Genomic DNA, 18,852 nt, shown 5'->3' on the forward strand with positions numbered 1-18,852 from the left:
TCTCTTTTTTAACGTTTTTGCACGCCATCGATCCAACTTACGGTTACGGTGCACAGGCAGCGCATTTTTCCTGCTGGATCTGCACCAGGTCCTGCAGGGTGATCCCGTCCACTACGCCGTTTACCGCATCGTAAATGCGCTGGTATACCTCTACCGTGGCGCACTGACCAAAGCGGCCGCACTGGTTTTCTCCAGTTTCCAAGCAGGTCACCGGCGCCAGTTCGCCCTCCATCTGCCGCAAGATCTCGCCCACGGTATACGCCTCCGGCGACCGGGTCAGGCTGTAGCCGCCCTGTGGGCCACGGGCACTGCGCACAAAGCCGGCCCGGCTCAGCTGGGTAATGATCTGTTCCAAATATTTTTCCGATATCTGCTGCCGCTGGGCCACCGCCCGTATCGACACCCGGCCCCCCTCAGCCGTGTGTATGGCCAAATCGAGCATCAGCCGCAGAGCGTACCGCCCTTTGGTCGAGATCTTCATGGTAAGTCCCCCATCCAGATGGCCCGCCGTGTGCTGGGCAGGCCCATATCATACAAAAATTCTATGGAATAAGTATACCGCAGGGGTGGGGGGAAGTCAAATCGCGTCCCGTCAAAAAGGGCTTGACTTTGATAGGGGAGACAGGTATGATATAAATCATATTAAAATAATAGGAATTATAGGAATAAGATCCGGAGGTGTCGCCGTGTACCACAAAATATGGTTGCTGCCCCGCTTTTTTGCGGCGGGGCGCATGTGTGGGCGCTGATCGCGCTTTATACGCTGGCTCCGGCAGCGACTTATTCGCCCCATACATTGCCGGTCATCCCCGTCCGGCCAACTGCAGAAATGAGGAATACACCGTGAACGACACCTATCACTTCGAGACGATACAGCTACATGCCGGTCAGGAACATCCCGACCCGGCCACCGGCGCCCGCGCTGTGCCCATCTATCAGAGCGCCTCCTTCGTGTTCGAAAATTGTCGGCAGGCGGCCGCCCGCTTTGACCTGTCCGAGCCGGGCAACATCTACGGCCGTCTTACCGGCCCCACCCAAGAGGTCTTTGAGCGCCGTATGGCTGCACTCGAGCAGGGAGCAGGGGCGCTGGCGCTGTCCTCCGGCGCGGCAGCGGTCACCTACGCACTGCAGGGCCTGGCGGCCTGCGGCGACCATATCGTGGCCGCCAACACCCTCTACGGCGGCAGTTACAACCTGTTGGCCCACACGCTGCCGGCCTACGGCATCACCACCACTTTCGTCGACCCCCACCTGCCCGAAAATTTCGAGCGGGCCATTACCCCCCGCACCAAAGCGGTATTTCTCGAGAGCTTGGGCAACCCCAACTGCAGCCTCATCGATATCCGCGCAGTGGCGGCCATCGCCCATCGCCACGGTATCCCGCTGGTGGTCGACAACACCTTTGCCACCCCGTACCTGTTTCGCCCTATCGAGCACGGGGCCGATATTGTCGTCCACTCGGCCACCAAATTTATCGGCGGCCACGGCACCGCCATCGGCGGAGTCATCGTCGACAGCGGCAAGTTCGACTGGAGCGCATCCGGTCGCTTTCCCGCGCTCACCCAGCCCGATCCCAGCTATCACGGGGTCTGCTTTGCCAAAGCCGCCGGCCCGGCTGCCTATATTGCCCGGTTGCGGGCGGTGCTGCTGCGCGATACCGGCGCCACGCTCTCTCCCTTCCATGCCTTTTTATTTCTGCAGGGGCTCGAGACGCTCTCGCTGCGGGTAGAGCGGCATGTGCAAAATGCTACCCGGGTGGCGCAATTCTTGCAGCGCCGCCCCGAGATCGCCCGGGTAAATTATCCCTCTCTGCCCAGCAGCCCCTATTTCCCGCTGGCCCAGCGCGACTTTCCCCGCGGCACCGGTTCCATCTTTACCGTCGAGCTGGCCGGCGGTGAAACAGCCGCCAAGCGCTTCATCGACCATCTGCAGCTGTTTTCACTGCTGGCCAACGTGGCCGATGTCAAGTCGCTCATTATCCATCCCGCCTCCACCACCCACGCCCAGATGACCGGGGAGGAGCTGCTTGGGTGCGGCATAACGCCCGGCACAGTGCGGCTGTCGGTGGGCACCGAGCACATCGACGATCTGCTGGCCGATATCAGCCAGTCCCTGGCCGAGCTGTAGCCGCCACGGCGTCAGCTCCAACTCTAGCACCAGCACCAGCACACAGCGCCACCATACAGCAAACAGTATCCCGGCCGCGGACCGGCCAGTTGCCCAATAAAAAGAGGACCGGCTGCTTTAATAAGCAGTCGGTCCTCTTCTTTCTTCTATATACTGGATACCGGTAAGCGCACGCTACTGCCGGGGAGAAACGGCAACCCGCTCCGCCTGTTCACGGCAGTAATCCACAAAGTCGCTGTAGGGCAGCGCCGGGCTGTACAGGTACCCCTGATAGTACTGGCAGCCCAGTTCCAAAAGCACCTGGCGGGTCTCCTCAGTCTCTACCATCTCGGCAGTCACGCCAAAATCCAGCGCCCGCCCCAGCTCCACGATCGATCCCACGATATCCCGGCAGCGGGGATTGTGCAGTACCTGCTGCACCAAACTGCCGTCGAGTTTTACATAGGCGAACAGGTTTTCCCGCAGATACTCCAGCGAGGTCTGTCCCATGCCAAAATCGTCAATGGCCATGCGAATGCCGTTTTGCCGCAACAGTTCAATGTTGGGGGCGATCTGGACAAAGTCCCCCAGCGCGCTCTCCTCGGTCACCTCCAACACCAGCTGGTGGTTCACCCCGTAGCTGGCCGCCCCCGAGATGATCTGCTCGGTAAAGCTGGTGTCGTCCAGCTGGGCAGCGGTAATGTTTACCGAGATCGTAAACGCCGGCCCCATCTGCGCCCGCAGCTCGCCAATATCCCGGCATACCCGGTGTAAGATCAACCGCGTCAGCGCGTCAAAACAGCCCACCTGCTGGGCCAGCGCAATAGCCAGTGGCGGGTAGATGAGCTGCCCGGCATACTGCCAGCGCAGCAGCGCCTCGGCTCCCACCACCCGCTCTTTTGCATCGAGCTGGGGCTGGTAAAACACCGGTACCTGCCCGTTTTGCACGTCCAGCTGCAGCTGGGCGGCCATAGCTTTGGCCGCCGCCCCAGTCTCGTCGGCGCGCTCCAAATAATCCGGTCGCAGGTGGCGCTGTTCGTCGCGGCGAAAGCGCTCGGTCAGGTCTTTGGCCATAAAGCCCGCCCGGTGGCGCTGCAGCTGCACCGCCAGGTGCACAAACGGCAGGTACAGCAGCGTGCCCACCACCAAAATAGCCAGCTGTAGTACAGCGCCGGTCCACGAGCCGGTCGCCAGGTATCCGCTAAAAAATACCGGTGTGGTCCAGCCCACCTCGCTCACTGCCATCGGCACCAGTCCCAGCGCCACCGCCCCGTAGGCCATCAGTGTCGATACCAGCGGAGTCAAAACGAACGGCAGCGCCAATATGGGGTTGAGCACCACCGGCAGACCAAACACCAGGATCTCGTTGATGTTAAACAGCGACAGCCCCAGCGAGGAGCGCACCAGGTCCCGGTGCCGCTGCTGGCGCGATCCCAGCAGCAGCGCCAACACCAGGCACAGTGCCGAGCCGCTGCCGCCGATGCTGGCAAAGGTGTCTAAAAACGATTTGGTGATGATCGCCCCATCGCCCTGCACCAGCAGCGTTTTGGCCACCTGGTCCAGCGCATTGCCGCCGTGCACGCCCAGCACCCACAGGCCATTTTGCACCGCCGTAAACGACAGTCCCGCCCCCAGGTTGGTGTGGGTGCCGCCAAACAGTGATACCAGCGCCTGTGAGATCAGCTGGTTCAAGTTGCCCACGCCGCCCAGCCAGTACAGCAGCAAATGCCCACAGCCAAACACCAGCACGCACACAAAGGTGGGCAGTATGGCCCGCACGCTGGTAAAGTACGCCGCAGTAGACCGCCCCGCCGGCATCGGCTTGCCCCGCCGTACGCCGGTCAAAAACAAAAATAGCCGGGTGGCCAGCACCGCGCATAACATAGCGGTGAAAACGCCGATGGTGCCAAAGCAGTCGATGTCCAGCGTATCGCCAAAGGTGGCCACAAAACAGGCCAGCGCCGTCACCATGGCCGGCACCTGGATGCCGCTGGGCGACGGCGCCACCTCGGCGCAGTAGTAATAGCTGATGGCCAGCACCAGATACACCGATAAAAAACCGATGGTGGCGTCAAAGATGAGGTCCAGCAGCTGCGACAACACCCCACCGGCAAAGCTGTGCAGCCAACTCTGCAGGGCGGGGATGGGAAAGCTGTTGATGAGCAGCGCCACCGATCCAGCCAGCACCGCCGGGGTAATGAGCAAAAATCCCTTTTTGATGGACGAGAACACCGGGTTGCGCTCCATTTTATATATGAAAAGCAGCAACTTTTCGTACATGACCAGCCCTCCCATCCTCAATAAAATAGATACCTATCCTACAGTATACCAGATGTGACCGGTAAAAGTCGAACCATGTTTTTACCAAATATCGGAAAGTTGCTGCTTTTTAATGCCAAAACAGTGTTTTTTTGGCCCTCATCTCCAAAAAATATGCCGGTGGGCGGCAGGCCGTGATGCGACAACATGGGTCAGATCACAGCCGTCTCGGCCTTTATCACCGCCGGCAGTGACGGCCGCTCCCGCAGGTGTTTCTCCTTTGGTGGGTTCCTCTATGTGCCCGCGGACTCCTATCCAGGCAGCTGTGCTTTAGACCGCAGCGCTCCCGGTACGAATACCTGCGCGGCCCGCCCAGAGAGCAAACTGCCGCCCAAAATACCGGCCGCATCGGTCGCTCTTTTTTACCCTCCGTCCGTGGCTCGTCCAGCGCTCCGCCGCAGTGGGTACAGCCGCCTTTTTACCTGTAACCGCCTGCTTTTCCCGGCCCCCTACACATTTTTCTAAAACTTCGGTACCGCGCTGTTTTAAAGGCGATAGTGGTATCTTTTCCACCGCCGTCAAGGTATCTCTGCGGCAGCTATCGTCAAGTGCGCCGTCTCTCACCGTGCAGATATCCCCATATCCCCGGTGCTCCTCCATGCTTACCCAGGCGCCGCACTGTCACCAGTTGCCAAAAGGCGGTCGCGGTAAAAAATCGCCGCCATCACTAAAAAAGGGGCTTATCAGTGGCCGACAGGCAGCTGCCTGCCCATCGCTGCCCGTTATGATCACCGGCAAATGTCTATTTGGCGGCATAAAACGGCCGCTTGTCCGGCTGCATTCACCGCTGCTGTCCGGCCGTTATCCTGCCCGCGCACCGCCCCTGTCGGTATAAAAAGAGCACTGCCTTTTGGCAGTGCTCTTTTTTATGTCGTGCAGAGTGCTGATCACCCCTACAAGCGGGCAGTTCTACTCGTAGCGCAACGCGTCGATAGGGTCCATGCGGGCGGCCTTTTTGGCTGGATAGTAGCCAAAAAAGATGCCGATCGCCATCGAAAATACCACCGCCACCGCCATAGCTGCCAGCGACGGCCGGGCCGGGTAGCCCATCATGGTGGCCCCGGCACTGCCCAGGCCAATGCCCACCGCCGCGCCGATCATTCCCCCGATCAGACAGATGATCACCGCCTCTACGATAAACTGCCACAAAATGGTCCGGCCGCGGGCACCCAGCGCCATGCGCACGCCGATCTCGCGGGTGCGCTCGGTCACCGATACCATCATGATATTCATCACTCCAATGCCCCCTACCAAAAGTGAGATGGCGGCAATAGCACTAATGCCCAGTTTTACATTTTGGGTCATCTTGTCCATCGAGTTCATCATGCTCTCCATGCTGCTGGCTTTGGCGGTAAAGTATGGGTTGCGGGTATAGTAGCTCATAAAAAAGGTCTGGGTGCGCTGTAAAAACAGCCGGCTGTCAGCCTGGTTTTGCGATTGCAGCGTTAAGCTGCGGTAGCCTACCGGCCGCTGTAACAGCTTTTTGCCGGTGTGGATGGGCAGGTATACTTCGGTATTTGTGGTGCCGTCGTGGGGCTGTGGTGCGGCCCCATCCGGCGGCTGGTAGCGGTACACCCCCACAATGTACAGGTGCAGGGTGCGCCCCTCCACCTCGGCGCTAAAGCTCTCTCCCAGCGTCTCGTCGGCAGTCAGCCGCCCGCCGAAGTACTGCTGTATAAACAGGTCGCTCACCGCCGCCACCGCCCGGCCGTCCTCGCCGTCACCATCGGTTATAAAGCGCCCTGCCTGCAGCGCTAGCCCGGCCACCTTGGCCTGGTCGGCGTTGCACCCCACCAGCGTGGCGCCGGCCTTGTGGCGCCCGTTTTGCACGCTCACACTGCCCAGTTCATCGCGCGCGGCCGCCGCGGCCAGTTGGCCGGCAAACACCCGGCGGTATTCGGCCAGCATCTGGGGGGTGATCAGGTCGCTCTCGGCGGGCTCTCGGTATTCAAATGTCTCTCCGTCACCGCCATCGCCGCCCAAAACTTCGGCGTCAGCGCTGTCAAAATAGCCGGGTTCGTCTTTCTGGCGCACCTCCACCGTCACATTGCGGGCGCCAAAGCTGGCCATCTCAGCGCGGATCGACGCCGCCATCGAATCGCCGATGGTGACAATGGTGATCACCGCCCCAATACCGATGATGATGCCCAGCATCGTCAGCAGGGCCCGCATCTTGCCCGCGCGCAGGCTGGCCAGTGCCAGCTGTATGTTCTCACCCAAAGGCATAGCCGTGCCCCCCTCTCTTGTCCGATACGATCTGCCCATCCTTTACCGTCACCACCCGCGGGCACTCGCTGGCCAGCGTGCGGCTGTGGGTGATGAGCAGGATCGTCTTGTGCTGCTCCCGGTGCAGCGCGTGAAAAATATCCATCACGCTGCGGCTGGTCTTGCTGTCCAGCGCACCGGTGGGCTCATCGCACAGCAAAATGGCCGGGTCGTTGGCCAAGCTGCGGGCGATCGCCACCCGCTGTTTTTGCCCGCCCGATAGCGCATTGGGCTCGTGGTCGCGCCGGTCGTCCATGCCCACCATCTGCAGCAGCGCGCGGGCGCGGGCGGCGCGCTGCTTTTTGTCTATTCCCGCATATACCATGGGCAGCTCCACATTTTTTTGGGCAGTCGTGCGGCCAATGAGGTTAAAGTTTTGAAACACGAACCCGATCTTCTGGTTGCGCACCGCACTCATTTCGTCGCGGCTGGTGGCCTGTACATCGGTACCCTCCAACAGGTAATTGCCACTGGTGGGGGTATCCAGCACGCCAATAATGTTCATCAGCGTCGTCTTGCCCGAACCCGACTCGCCCACCACCGCTACAAATTCACCCGGCCACACCTGCAAATCGATGCCGTGTAAGATCTCCAGCTCGTTTTCCCGCCCCCGGTTATAGGTCTTCACCACGTCCCGCAGCTGGATCAGCGGCCCGCTCATACCGGGCGCCATCACAGCATCTCCTCTTTTTCCAGGTCTCCGGCCGCCTGCCCGGCCAGCTCCTCCCAGCTGGCATTGGCCAGCACATGGGCCCCTTCGGTGATGTCCGGCCCCGATACCTCGGCGTCAAAGTCGTTTTGTGCCCCCACCGTTACCGGTACCTCTTTATACTTGCCGTCCGGCTGCAGCAGCAGTACGCAGTCGCCGCCGTCTTTGCCGGTCTTCAGCGCGTCCAGTGGCACGGTAAATACATCTTTTTTCTGCGATACGACGATCTCTGCCTTGGCTTTGCTGCCAATAAATAGCCCCTTGGGGTCATGCACAGTAATATCGGCCGAAAAGCCGCTGTCACCACCGCTGCCGCTGTTTGTTCCCTCACCGCTGTTGCCACCGGCCGTGCCCGCCGTCGGCGATATGCGCGAAAGCGTGCCTTTTACCGGCTGTTTGGCCGCGTCGCTGGTTATGTTTACCGGCATACCTACTGTTACCTTGGCGATGTCGTACTCCGGTATCTTTACCGATACGATCAGCTGGTCGGTCGACTGTATGGTGGCCACATCGCCTTTGCACACGCTGCCCACGTTCACCGCCAAGACGGTCACCTTGCCGTCGGTCTCGGCCCGCAGAGTGGTCTCCTCCAACTTCTTTTGCAACTCCTCCAGCTCTTTGCCGGCCGCTGATGACTCGAGCTGGCTGGTGGCGGTGCCTGCTGCTGCCTCCAGCTCGGCGATACCGGCATCCTGCTCGCCCAAGGTGCGGGTGCGCGTGGCCAATGCCTGGTCATAGGCCTCCTGCGCCTGCTGGCGGCTGGCCGCCGCCTGGTCATAAGGGGCCTTGGCGGCCTGTAGCGCCTGCGCATAGCGCTCGTAATCGTATAGAGTTTTGGCGTCCTCCAGCGCCTGGGCGCACTGCTGCTCCTGCTGCAGCATCTGCTGGTAGTGTTGGTGCGGCGCAGTGCCGGTCCCGCCGCCAGACTGCACCCAGGCGCCGTAAGCGCGCTGTCGCTCGGCGGCGGCCTGGTCGTATGCTATCTGAGCCGGCGCCACGGCAGCAGCCATCGTGTCATAGGCATTTTGGGCCGCCGTGTAGATAGGCGCCGTGCGCTGTACTTCGGTCTCGGCGCCGGCCAGCACCTGGCGGGCATTCTCCACCAACTGATCCTGGGCCGCCTGCTCGGTGCCTCTTGCCGTCCTCGCCGCCGCCAGCTGCCGGTAGGCCTTATCTCGGCTCTCCTGCAGCGTCTTTACCTCTCCGCCGGCGGCTTTTTGCTTGTCCGCCAGCTCTCGGCGCAGCTCGCCGTCGTCTAAAACGCAGATGATGTCCCCCTTTTTTACCATGTCGCCCACCTTTACGTTGACGCTCTTCACCTTATAGGGCAAAGTCGTCGTCACCGAAGATACCTGGGCGCTCTCCACAGTGCCGCTCACCAGCACCGACTGGTTCAGTTCTCCCTTACTCAGTACTACGTTGCGGGCGTATTCGGTACCTGCCGACTCGTCGCCGCCCCGGTGCAGTGCCGCCCAGATCCCCAAAGTTCCACCAACGGCCGCCACACCCGCTAAGCTCAAAGCCACCGTTTTTTTGTGCTGCCGCACAAAGGTCAAAAATGCTCCTTTTTCCATCTGTCTGCTCCTTTTCACGCACAGTTTTTACCTGTCCCTACCATACCGCCCCAACCTTTAGCCACCCTTTACAAAACATTAAGATTTGTAAAGAAAAAGGTAGCCGCCTCTAGTTTAGAGCCGCCGCCCGCGATGGTTGTCTCTATACGGGCAGCGCCTTATGCCCGTCTTTCCAGTTTTCAAAAGCGGCCCGCCATCGGGCTGCTGTCTGCAGCATTCTCCTTGCTTTATGATTTTAGATTGCTGCTCAAATCACTGCCCAAATCGCTGCCCGCGCGGTATACCGCCAATATGTGGTGTGGCCGGCAGCCCCTGCGATCGGCATGGTAAGACAAAAAAGAGCGGAGACAGGAAAACTTTCCTGTCTCCGCTCTTTTTGTGTGGTCCCGCCGGGTCTACAAGTGTTTAGCCAGCGGTAAAGTCATTACAAATTGGGTCGAAAAGCCCGCCTGCGGCGGATAGATCAGGGCGATATCTCCACCGTGAGCCACCGCGATCTTTTTGGCAATCGACAGCCCCAGCCCTGATCCCTGACGGCTGTTGCGCGACTCGTCGCCCACCACAAAAGGCGCAAAGATGTCGGCGGCGATCTCCGGCGGAATACCCACTCCGTTGTCGGCGATCATCAGCTCAGCGCCCGTGCCTGCCTGCCGCAGCAAAAAGGTAATGGCCGTGCCGGCGGGGTTGTGGCGCAGCGCGTTGCCCACGATGTTGTCAAACACCCGCCCAATGGCCGCGGCGTCCAGCATGCAGTACAGCGGCGTCTCGGGCAGCTCTACCTCCAGCGCAAAGCCCGCCAGCTCTATCTCGGTGTACTTGCCCGCCAAGTACTCCCGCACCAACTCACACAGGTCCTGCCGCCGCAGCTGGGGCGCAAAGTCTGGGTGGTCCAGTTTCGAGTACTCGTAAAAAGTGGCGATCAGCCCGGCCAGCGCATCTGATTTCTGGTAGATGGTCCGCAGGTACTGGTCTCTCTTCTCGGCGGGGATGAGCCCGTCGCTTATGGCCTTGGCATACCCCTGTATCACCGTAATAGGGGTCTTCAGGTCGTGAGAGATGTCGGCCAGCATCTTCTGTTTTTCCCCCTCCAGCTGTGCCCGCTGTCGCTCGCTCTCCTGCAGCCGCGCCTGCAGGCTGTTAAAGTCCTGGCAGATCTGTTCAAACTCCCGCGGCCCCCGGTACTGCAGCGGCTCCCCGGTGTGCCCGGCCGCCAGCTGGTCCATGGCCCGGCCCAACATCCCCAGGGGCTTGTTCACCTTGCGGTCCAGCCAAAATACCAGCACCAGGATCACCAGCACATACACCACCAAAAAGCTGCTGATATCCCGCCACCATATAGCCGTCAAATATTCGTACTCGGCCTCGTCGAAGTAGGCTGCATACATGAGCAGGTCGTAGTGCCGCCCGTCGCTGCCGGTAAAGGGGTACCGCCACAGCGTGTGTTCGCTGGGGCCCGTCTGGGTAAACAGCGCAAACGAGGTCTCGTCCAGCCACACCGCACCGCCGGGCAGCTGGCCGTAGACCAGGTTGTGCCAGTCGTCAAAAAGCGCTACCTCCTGGGCCGCATAGTTTGCCTCATAAAGCGAGTTGCGGGTCACCATAATGTAGCTCTGTCCGTCCACCGCCTCCTGCTCGGTCACAGCGATGTAGGTGTTTTTCTGGTAGGCGGGCACGCAGGCGATCTGCTGGGGGGTAAAGGGGTTGTCCGGGGCGCCGGTGGTCTTGTAAACGGTCCGTCCTGCGCTGTCCACCACCTGTATATATCCCTTGCGCCCCAGCAGCCGCCGGGTGGGAAAGCGGGTGTACCTGCCGGCCTGTAGGGCCGGCAGGTACTTTTGCATATCGGTCCCGTCAAGGCCCTGCATCCGCTGGTTAAAGTCCATGTTGGCCAAGGTGAAGATCAGCCCCGCCGCCACCGCGATCGCCAAAGTAAAGCCCAGATAATTGCGCAGCAGCAGCGAAAAAAAGCTGCCTCTAATCTTTTTGTGGTCTCTCAATTTTGTACCCCAACCCCCTTACGGTCTTGATGTAGCGGGGCTCCTTGGGGTCGTCCTCCAGCTTGTCCCGCAACTTTGAGATGTGCACCATCATGGTGTTCTCATCCCCCTCAAAGTAGCTGCCGCACACCGCCTCGTACAGCTGCACTTTGGTAAAAATGCGGCCCGGCGCCCCCATCAGGTGGGCCAGTATCTTGTATTCGGTAGGCGTAAGGGCAATTTCCCGCCCGTCTTTTTTTACCGTCAGCGCGTGGGTGTCTAAAACCAGCTGTCCCACCTGTACTTGCCGCCGGTCATCCTCCCCGCGGCGGTGCTGGTTCAGTTGGTAAGAGCGGCGCAGGTTGGCCTTTACCCGGGCAATGATCTCCAGCGGGTTAAACGGCTTGGTCAGGTAGTCGTCGGCGCCCAGCTCCAGCCCCAGTATTTTGTCGCTGTCGGCATTTTTGGCCGACAATATGATAATGGGCAGGTCATAGCGCTGCCGTATGGCCCGGGTCAGTTGAAAACCGTTCAGTCCGGGCATCATAATATCCAGCACCGCCAAGTCGATGTGCTGGCGCTCCACGATCTTTAGCGCCTCGTCGCCGCCGCCGGCAGTCAGTACCCGGTAGCCCTCACTCTCCAAATACAGTTTTATCAGCTCTACGATGTCGGCGTCGTCCTCCGCCACCAGTATGGTCCGCTGCACAAAAATCCCCCCTCACCTGCCGGTCGCCCGGCACAAGCGATCTCTCTAATACCCATTATACAGATATTTTACCGGCCATACCTTTATTTTTCCTTAAAAAGAACCTGAAGATTTCTAAAGGATCGGCCCATTTTATGTTCCGGTAAGGCGCAGATTTTGTCACCGGCAGCAGCGAGCCGTCTTGCGCCCGCCGCACCGGTCTGGTAAAATAGGAGCGGACAAGCCAGCGGCAGCGCCTGCTCTGTCCCGCGGGGCCCGGAGCCCCAGCGCATCTGCCACACCGCGCGGCCCCGGCACTCGCCCCGGTCCGCTTCACGTTTTTGCTTTTATATAGGAGGGATTTTGCCATGTCCGCACCCACCGTCACCAGCACTATCCGCTACATCGGCGTAGACGACAAGACGATCGACCTGTTCGAGAGCCAGTACCCGGTCCCCAACGGGGTATCGTACAACTCTTACGCCATCCTCGACCAAAAGCTCGCCATTCTCGATACCGTAGATCCCCGCGGCACCGAGCAGTGGCTCAAAAACCTCGAGCAGACACTGGCCGGCCGCCAGCCCGATTACCTGGTCGTCTCCCATATGGAGCCCGACCACGCCGGCAACATCCAGCGCCTGTGCGAGATGTACCCCAACTTGCAGGTGGTGGGCAACGCCAAGACCTTCACCATGATCGGCCAGTTCTTCACCCTCGATCTGCCCGACAGCCGCAAGGTGCTGGTGGGGGAGGGGGACACGCTCTCTCTGGGCGCGCACACGCTGCAGTTTTTCATGGCTCCCATGGTCCACTGGCCCGAGGTGATGGTCACCTATGAACAGTCCGAAAAGGTGCTGTTCTCCGCCGATGGTTTCGGCAAGTTCGGCACGCTCGACACCCAGGAGGACTGGGCCTGTGAGGCGCGCCGCTACTACTTTAACATCGTGGGCAAATACGGCGGCCCCGTCCAGCAGCTGCTCAAAAAAGCCGCCGCGCTGGATATAGAGATCATCTGCCCGCTGCACGGCCCGGTGCTGCGCGAAAACCTGGGCTACTACATCGGCCTGTACGACACCTGGAGCCGCTACCAGCCCGAAGATGAAGGCGTCCTGCTGGCCCATGCCTCCATCCACGGTCACACCGCTAAAGCCGCTGAAAAGATGGCCGAGATCCTGCGTCAAAAAGGCGCTGAGGTGGTGCTGTGCGATCTCAACCGCACCGACGTGTCCGAGGCGGTGGAGGACGCTTTCCGCTACAGCAAGATGTTGCTGGCCGCCGCCTCCTACGACGCCGGCCTCTTCCCCAGCATGGAGGCTTTCCTCCACCACCTCAAGGCCAAGACCTATCAAAATCGCGCCGTGGCTCTGATGGAGAACGGCTCCTGGGCCCCCTCGGCCGGTAAATGTATGAAAGCGCTGCTGGACGAGATGAAAAACATCGATCTGTGCGAGCAGATGGTCAGCATCCGCTCGGCTATGAAAGAGACCGACCTCCCCGCTATGGAGGCGCTGGCCGACGAACTGCTGCAAAAATAAAGCGAAAAGAGCCGTCCGGGCATCCCGGCGGCTCTTTTTCATGTTTATGCGCGCTGCCGCCATACCAGGGCAGGAGAGACCGGCCCCATACCTCCGCTCGCCGGTATCGGATAGCTGCCGGTGATAGAGATATAATGACCGAAAAAACGCAGCGACTGGTATACCTGACAAAGTACGGCCGACAAAAGGTGTGGAGTTTTTCTCTGTTATTTTGGCGCGCAGTTTCTTATAATCGTAGAGGTGGCCGCCTTTACCGCGCGGCTGCCGTCCCGGCGTCTGGGACCGGGCCGATCTTTTACATACGGGGGTCACACATACATGATCTATCTGCTCTGGGCCATTCTCTTGTCTGGCATGGTCTCGATGGTATTCAAGTTTATCGAGAAGAAAGACTGTGAAGGCGATTACGTCACCTGGGTCAACTACCTCTTTGCCGCCTCTTTTTCCCTGGTGCGCGCCTTTCAGGGCGGGTTGGCCCAGCAGTGGGGAAAAATGGCCCAGTGCACGCCCTCGACGCTGCTCACCCAAAAAACAGTGCCCAACACGCTGCTGCTGCTCACGGTGCTGGGCGCCGTCTCCGGCATATGCTACCTGGCCAGTCTGCTGCTCATCCGGGTGAGCATCGCCAAAAACGGGCTCAGTATCACCACCATATTCGGCAAGTTCTCCTTTGCCTTTACCGCGGTGTTCACGCTGCTCCTGTGGCGCGAGTTCCCACAGGGCCTGGGTGCCGTGGGCTTTGCCATCGCCGTGGTGGGGCTGCTGCTCATGTCCGGCCGCCGCGGCGCCAAAGAGATCCAGAGCGTCGGGGTGCTGTTTGGTCTGGCCCTTATCAACAGCACCATCGAGATGTTCAGCAAACTGTTCGTGCAGTACGGCATCGAGCGCTATAAAGACCTGATGGTCTTCACCATATTCGGCTCGGCGGCCGTCTACTGTACCGTATATGTCGCCCTACAGCTCAAAAAGAAGACTATCCGCCGCGGCATCCGCCTGCGCGATATCCTGGCCGGTGTCGCTGTAGGTCTGCCCAATGTGCTCACCACCACCGTGCAGATGCGCGCTCTGGAACGTCTGCCGGCAGCGGTGGTGTTTTCCAGCATCTCGGTGGGGGTACTGTTCCTCACGGTGCTGGTGGGCCGTTTCGTGTTCAAAGAGAAGATCACCCGGCGCCAGGCGCTGTGTTCGCTGCTGGCGTTCGCGGGCGTCGTGCTCATCAATCTGTAACGAGAAAGGAAAGGTACAAAGCATGAGAAAAAGTATCGCCATCATCGGCAACGCCGGTCTCCCGCCGGAGCACCAGAACTACCAGCTGGCCTTTGCCGCCGGCAAGGCGCTGGTCGACGCCGGCTACCGGGTGCAGTCGGGCGGGCTCACCGGCGTTATGGAGGCCGCCTTCGCCGGCGCCCACGCCTCAAAAAATTACCGTGAGGGGGATACGCTGGCCATCCTGCCCTCCTTCGACCGCACCAGCGCCAACGCCTACGCCGATATCGTGGTGCCCACCGGTCTCGACGTGATGCGCAACGCGGTGGTCATCAACGCCGACGCGGTCATCGCCGTGGGCGGCGGCGCCGGCACGCTCAGCGAGATGGCCTACGCCTGGAGCTTTGGCCGCCTGCTCATCGCCTACAAAAATGCCGAGGGATGGAGCAGCAGATTGGCCGACACCAGGCTCGACGACCGGGTGCGCTGCCCGCTGCCCGACGATCGGGTGTACGGCGTGCAGAGCGCCGAAGAGATGCTGGCCGTGCTGTCCGAGCACCTGGAGCACTACGCGGCTCCCCATCTGGGCATCGGTCACCGCCCCATTCAGTAGCCGCTTATCCGCCCGCCGGGCAAATACGCCAAAAAAGCGAACACACCCACAGTGCCCCCGACCCCTGCCGCTACGGCTGTTTTTACACATCCGTTGCCGGCAGCCGATCGGGCCTGGGCGTCTCCGCCAGTTGTCACACAGTATTTTAAAAAATAGAGGGCCTCTGCACCGTATGCCGGTGCAGAGGCCCTCTTGCAGGTAGCGGCATGTCCGCCGGTCACACCGCCGGCATCTTTCCCGCTAAAATAAAGTCGGCCAGCAGCTGTACATAGGGGGCAAACAGCTCGTCACCATCAAAACCCGGTACTGCGCCGCTCAAGGCCTCCCGCAACTTGGTCAGGTAGGGGGCGCTGGGCAGGTCATCCCCCTTTAAATAGTTGGCCTGGAGCACACACAGCAGCTCGGTGGCCAGCACCCAGGCCAGCTTTTGGGCAATGTCCAGGCTGCGCTTGGCGCTGTTGTAGCCCATAGCCACATAGTCCTCCTGTCCGCCACAGGTGGGGACCGAGTCGACGCTGGCCGGGTGGCACTGCTGGCGCATGTCGCCCAACAGCCCCGCCTGGGTGTACTGCAGCCCCATAAAGCCCGAGCACAGGCCGGCCGCAGCGGTGAGAAACGGCGGCAGTCCCCCCTTACCAGAGAGCAGCCGGTCGGTGCGCCGCTCCGACATCTTGGCCAGCATCACCGCCGCGGTGCAGGCGCTGTCCATGCAGAGCCCCACAAAAGAGGAGTCGGGGTTGCACCCCGATATGACCGTATCCTCCTCCCAAAATACCGCCGGGTTGTCACAGCAGGAGCACAGCTCCCGCTCCAATACGGTCCGGGCGTGCAGCAGCGTCTCCGCCACCGCCCCGTGCAGCTGGGGAATACAGCGCAGGCTCATGGCGTCCTGCAGGGTCGTGCGGCGGGCGGCCTCCACCCGGGCCGAACCCTGCAGCACCGCCCGCACCCGGCGGGCGCTCTCCCACTGGGTGGGGTGGCGGCGCAGCTCCATCAGCCGCCGGTCAAAAGCCCGGTCAGTGCCCCCCAACACCTCCAGCGACAGCGCGCCGATACAGTCGGCCGCCTGCAGGCAGAGCAGCATGTCGTGCAGTGCCAGGCACCCCAGCGCACAGGGGCTGGTGGTGCCCGATATCAGCGAAAGCCCCTCCTTGGGCCCCAACACCACCGGCTCTATACCGCGCGCCTGCAGCTGGGTGGCTGCCGCGGTGGGCCTGCCGTCCGCCCCCCAAAACTGTCCCTCGCCGATCAGTGTCAGGGCAATATGTGCCTCCACGCTCAAATACCCCACCGACCCCTGTGCCGGGGCCCAGGGGACGAGCTCCTCGTTTAAATACCGCGTCAGCTGCTCCAGCACCTCCAGGCCGACCCCGCTGTGGCCGGTGCCGCAGTTCTGCAGCATCAGCACCATCACTGCCCGGGTCTGCTCGGCCGTCAGCGGCGCTCCCACCGCCGTGGCGTGCGAGCGCAAGATGTTTTGCTGCAGCTGAGCGGCGTCCGCCGGCGGTATCGCCCGGTCGCACAGCACGCCAAACCCGGTGGTCACCCCGTACACCGGCCGCCGCTGCTCCACCATCTTTAGCACCGCTGCCCGTCCGGCCTGTACCCGTGCCCGGTACTGGTCGCTCAGTGCCACCGCCTGCCCCCGGCGGGCAATATCTACCAGCTGGTCAAGGTCCAGCTCTCTGTCTAAATAGATCAATATGGCTCCTCCTTTTTAGGCTCCCATTTAGGTCCCAACAGGTAAGAGGGCAGGCCCACCGTCCGGCGGGCCTGCCCTCTATCAGGTCTCTGTAAAAAAGCTACTGGGCGTCCGCGATCACTTTGGCGATCAGATCGTCGCTGGCCACGAACGGCAGCGTGATGTGGTCCTTGCCGCTGTGGGTGCGGTTATACTCCACACAGGTCTCAATGGAGTTCTCGTTGCGGGCCCAGGCGCGGCGCGACACACCGACCATGGTATCCCATGGCATAGCTACGCTCAGAATGGCATCCACCCGCTCGCTGCCGTCGAGCACCATGCCAAACCCGCCGTTGATCGCCTTACCCACACCGACACCGCCGCCGTTGTGCAGCGCCACCAGGCTCATGCCGCGGGCGCAGTTGCCGGCAAAGCACTGGGTGGCCATGTCGGCCATGATGTTCGAGCCGTCTTTGATGTTCGAGGTCTCGCGGAAAGGCGAGTCGGTGCCGCCGGTATCGTGGTGGTCGCGGCCCATCATCACCGGGCCGATCTCGCCGTTTCTCACCATCTCGTTAAATTTCAGGGCGATCTTGGTGCGGCCAATCGCATCCTGGTACAGAATACGGGCCTGGGTACCCACCACCAGCTTGTTTTTCTTGGCGTCGCGCACCCAGATGTAGTTGTCGCGGTCTTGGTAGCGGCGGTCGGGGTCGATGCAGTCCATGGCCGCCCTGTCGGTCTTGTCCAGGTCGGCGGGGTCGCCGCTCAGGCACACCCAGCGGAACGGACCATAGCCGTAGTCAAACAGCTGGGGCCCCAAAATATCCTCTACATACGAAGGGAAGATGAACCCGTCTTTTTCGTTCACGCCGTTTTTGGCGATATCTTTGTTGCCGGCATCGTAGACCGCCTTCATAAAGCTGTTGCCGTAATCAAAGAAATAGGTGCCTTTTTCGTGCAGCGCCTTGATCAGGTGGTAGTGCTTGGTCAGGCTCTCATCCACCAGCTTGGCAAACCCGTGCGGGTCGCGGTCGAGCATCTCGGTGCGCTCGTCAAAGGTCAGTCCCTGGGGGCAGTACCCGCCCGAGTAGGCCGCGTGGCAAGAGGTCTGGTCGCTGAGCAGGTCCACGTGGATGCCGTTTTCCAGCAGGTACGAGAGCAGGTCCACAATGTTGCCATGATAGGCGATCGCGCAGGCGGTCTTGTCGGCCAGGTGGCGCTCGGCAATAGCCACCGCCTCGGCCAAGCTGTCGGTGCGCTCGTTTACCCAGCCCTGCTCAAAACGGGTCTGGATGCGCGAGGCGTCCACCTCGGCGATGATCGACACGGCCCCGGCGATGTAGGCCGCCTTGCCCTGGGCGCCGCTCATGCCGCCCAGCCCCGACGACACGAACAGCCGCCCGGCCAGGTTGCCCTCCTGGGGAATGCCCAGCTTCAGCCGCCCGGCGTTGAGCAGGGTGTTGAAGGTGCCGTGCACGATGCCCTGCGGCCCGATATACATCCAGCCGCCGGCGGTCATCTGGCCGTAGTTGGCTACACCCAGCGCCGCGGCGCGGCTAAAGTCGTCCATATTGTCAAACTGGCCCACCATCAGCCCGTTGGTGATGATGACCCGCGGCGAGTACTTGTGCGAGGCAAACAGCCCCACCGGGTGGCCCGATTCCAGCACCAGCGTCTGCTCGTCGGTGAGCACCTCCAGGTACTTCTTGATCAGCCGGTACTGCATCCAGTTCTGGCATACCTGACCGGTCTCGCCGTAGGTCACCAGCTCATAGGGGTACAGCGCCACGTCAAAATCCAGGTTGTTGTCGATCATCACCTGAAAGGCTTTGCCCTCGGTGCAGTTTCCCTTATACTCGTCGATGGGCTTGCCGTGAATAGCCCCTTGGGGTCTAAAGCGATAGCCGTAAATGCGGCCGTGCTCCTTGAGCTCCTGCAAAAACTCGGCCGCCATCTGCTCGTGGTGCTCCTCGGGGATGTAGCGCAGCGCGTTTTTCAGGGCCAGCGCCACATCGGCGTCCGATAGCTCGCTCTCCCGCCGCGGCGCGCGGCGAATACCCTCTACAAATTGGGGGTAGGCGGGCAGCTCCTCATCCAGACAGATGGTCATGGCCTGGCAGGCAGTGTTGTTGTCCATGTGTTTTCCTCCTTTTGGCTGTATCGCGTGTCGGGCGCAG

At 61.1% G+C, this 18,852-nt stretch carries 13 protein-coding genes; 4 read left to right on the forward strand and 9 right to left on the reverse strand.

Translation table 11 applies throughout. From position 1 onward, the window contains the following. Positions 1-43: 43 nt before the first annotated feature. Positions 44-481, reverse strand: a complete 438-nt coding sequence (locus C6Y32_RS06370) for an RrF2 family transcriptional regulator (RefSeq protein WP_105204514.1) — start codon at positions 479-481, stop codon at positions 44-46. A 362-nt stretch (positions 482-843) separates the two neighbouring features. Here C6Y32_RS06370 and C6Y32_RS06375 point away from each other — a divergent pair, with 362 nt between their 5' ends. After that, positions 844-2,127, forward strand: a complete 1,284-nt coding sequence (locus C6Y32_RS06375) for an O-acetylhomoserine aminocarboxypropyltransferase/cysteine synthase family protein (protein ID WP_105204515.1) — start codon at positions 844-846, stop codon at positions 2,125-2,127. 174 nt (positions 2,128-2,301) lie between these two features. Here the strand turns inward: C6Y32_RS06375 and C6Y32_RS06380 are convergent, their stop codons facing one another. The 6 genes from C6Y32_RS06380 to C6Y32_RS06405 all read right to left on the reverse strand — a co-directional run bounded on the left by C6Y32_RS06380 (position 2,302) and on the right by C6Y32_RS06405 (position 11,658). Beyond that, positions 2,302-4,386 (reverse strand): PTS sugar transporter subunit IIC/EAL domain-containing protein, encoded by a 2,085-nt coding sequence (locus C6Y32_RS06380; RefSeq protein ID WP_164998165.1) that lies wholly within the window; start codon positions 4,384-4,386, stop codon positions 2,302-2,304. Between the two features lie 948 nt (positions 4,387-5,334). After that, positions 5,335-6,651 carry an ABC transporter permease gene (locus C6Y32_RS06385; RefSeq protein ID WP_105204517.1) on the reverse strand — a complete coding sequence of 439 codons (1,317 nt, stop codon included), beginning with the start codon at positions 6,649-6,651 and terminating at the stop codon, positions 5,335-5,337. After that, positions 6,638-7,351, reverse strand: a complete 714-nt coding sequence (locus C6Y32_RS06390; RefSeq protein WP_105204689.1) for an ABC transporter ATP-binding protein — start codon at positions 7,349-7,351, stop codon at positions 6,638-6,640. Before C6Y32_RS06390 ends, C6Y32_RS06385 begins: the two co-directional genes overlap by 14 nt. An 11-nt stretch (positions 7,352-7,362) precedes the next feature. Further along, a complete protein-coding gene (locus C6Y32_RS06395; RefSeq protein WP_105204518.1) occupies positions 7,363-8,973 on the reverse strand; it encodes an HlyD family efflux transporter periplasmic adaptor subunit in 1,611 nt (536 codons plus the stop codon). Positions 8,974-9,368: 395 nt separating this feature from the next. Further along, positions 9,369-10,970 (reverse strand): sensor histidine kinase, encoded by a 1,602-nt coding sequence (locus tag C6Y32_RS06400; RefSeq protein WP_105204519.1) that lies wholly within the window; start codon positions 10,968-10,970, stop codon positions 9,369-9,371. Further along, positions 10,948-11,658 (reverse strand): response regulator transcription factor, encoded by a 711-nt coding sequence (locus C6Y32_RS06405; protein ID WP_105204520.1) that lies wholly within the window; start codon positions 11,656-11,658, stop codon positions 10,948-10,950. The genes C6Y32_RS06400 and C6Y32_RS06405 overlap by 23 nt, the downstream gene beginning before the upstream one ends. Before the next feature lie 347 nt (positions 11,659-12,005). On the opposite strand from C6Y32_RS06405, the gene C6Y32_RS06410 reads away from it, so the two are divergent. From C6Y32_RS06410 to C6Y32_RS06420, 3 genes are all read left to right on the forward strand, one after another. Beyond that, complete coding sequence (locus C6Y32_RS06410) at positions 12,006-13,172, forward strand: FprA family A-type flavoprotein (RefSeq protein ID WP_105204521.1); 1,167 nt, start codon at positions 12,006-12,008, stop codon at positions 13,170-13,172. A gap of 318 nt (positions 13,173-13,490) precedes the next feature. Further along, positions 13,491-14,399: an EamA family transporter gene (locus C6Y32_RS06415; protein ID WP_105204522.1), complete on the forward strand. Its 909-nt coding sequence runs from the start codon at positions 13,491-13,493 to the stop codon at positions 14,397-14,399. Positions 14,400-14,421: 22 nt separating this feature from the next. Next, positions 14,422-14,991 carry an SLOG cluster 4 domain-containing protein gene (locus C6Y32_RS06420; protein ID WP_105204523.1) on the forward strand — a complete coding sequence of 190 codons (570 nt, stop codon included), beginning with the start codon at positions 14,422-14,424 and terminating at the stop codon, positions 14,989-14,991. A 217-nt stretch (positions 14,992-15,208) separates the two neighbouring features. Here the strand turns inward: C6Y32_RS06420 and C6Y32_RS06425 are convergent, their stop codons facing one another. Next, positions 15,209-16,693, reverse strand: coding sequence for an HAL/PAL/TAL family ammonia-lyase (locus C6Y32_RS06425; RefSeq protein ID WP_243562587.1), 1,485 nt, complete (start codon positions 16,691-16,693; stop codon positions 15,209-15,211). A 100-nt stretch (positions 16,694-16,793) separates the two neighbouring features. Continuing rightward, entirely contained in the window at positions 16,794-18,812 is a 2,019-nt protein-coding gene (locus C6Y32_RS06430; protein WP_105204525.1) for a urocanate hydratase, read from the reverse strand. Positions 18,813-18,852 lie beyond the last annotated feature (40 nt).

The sequence above is a fragment of the Neobittarella massiliensis (ex Bilen et al. 2018) genome (assembly GCF_900289145.1).
Lineage (GTDB): Bacteria > Bacillota > Clostridia > Oscillospirales > Ruminococcaceae > Neobittarella > Neobittarella massiliensis.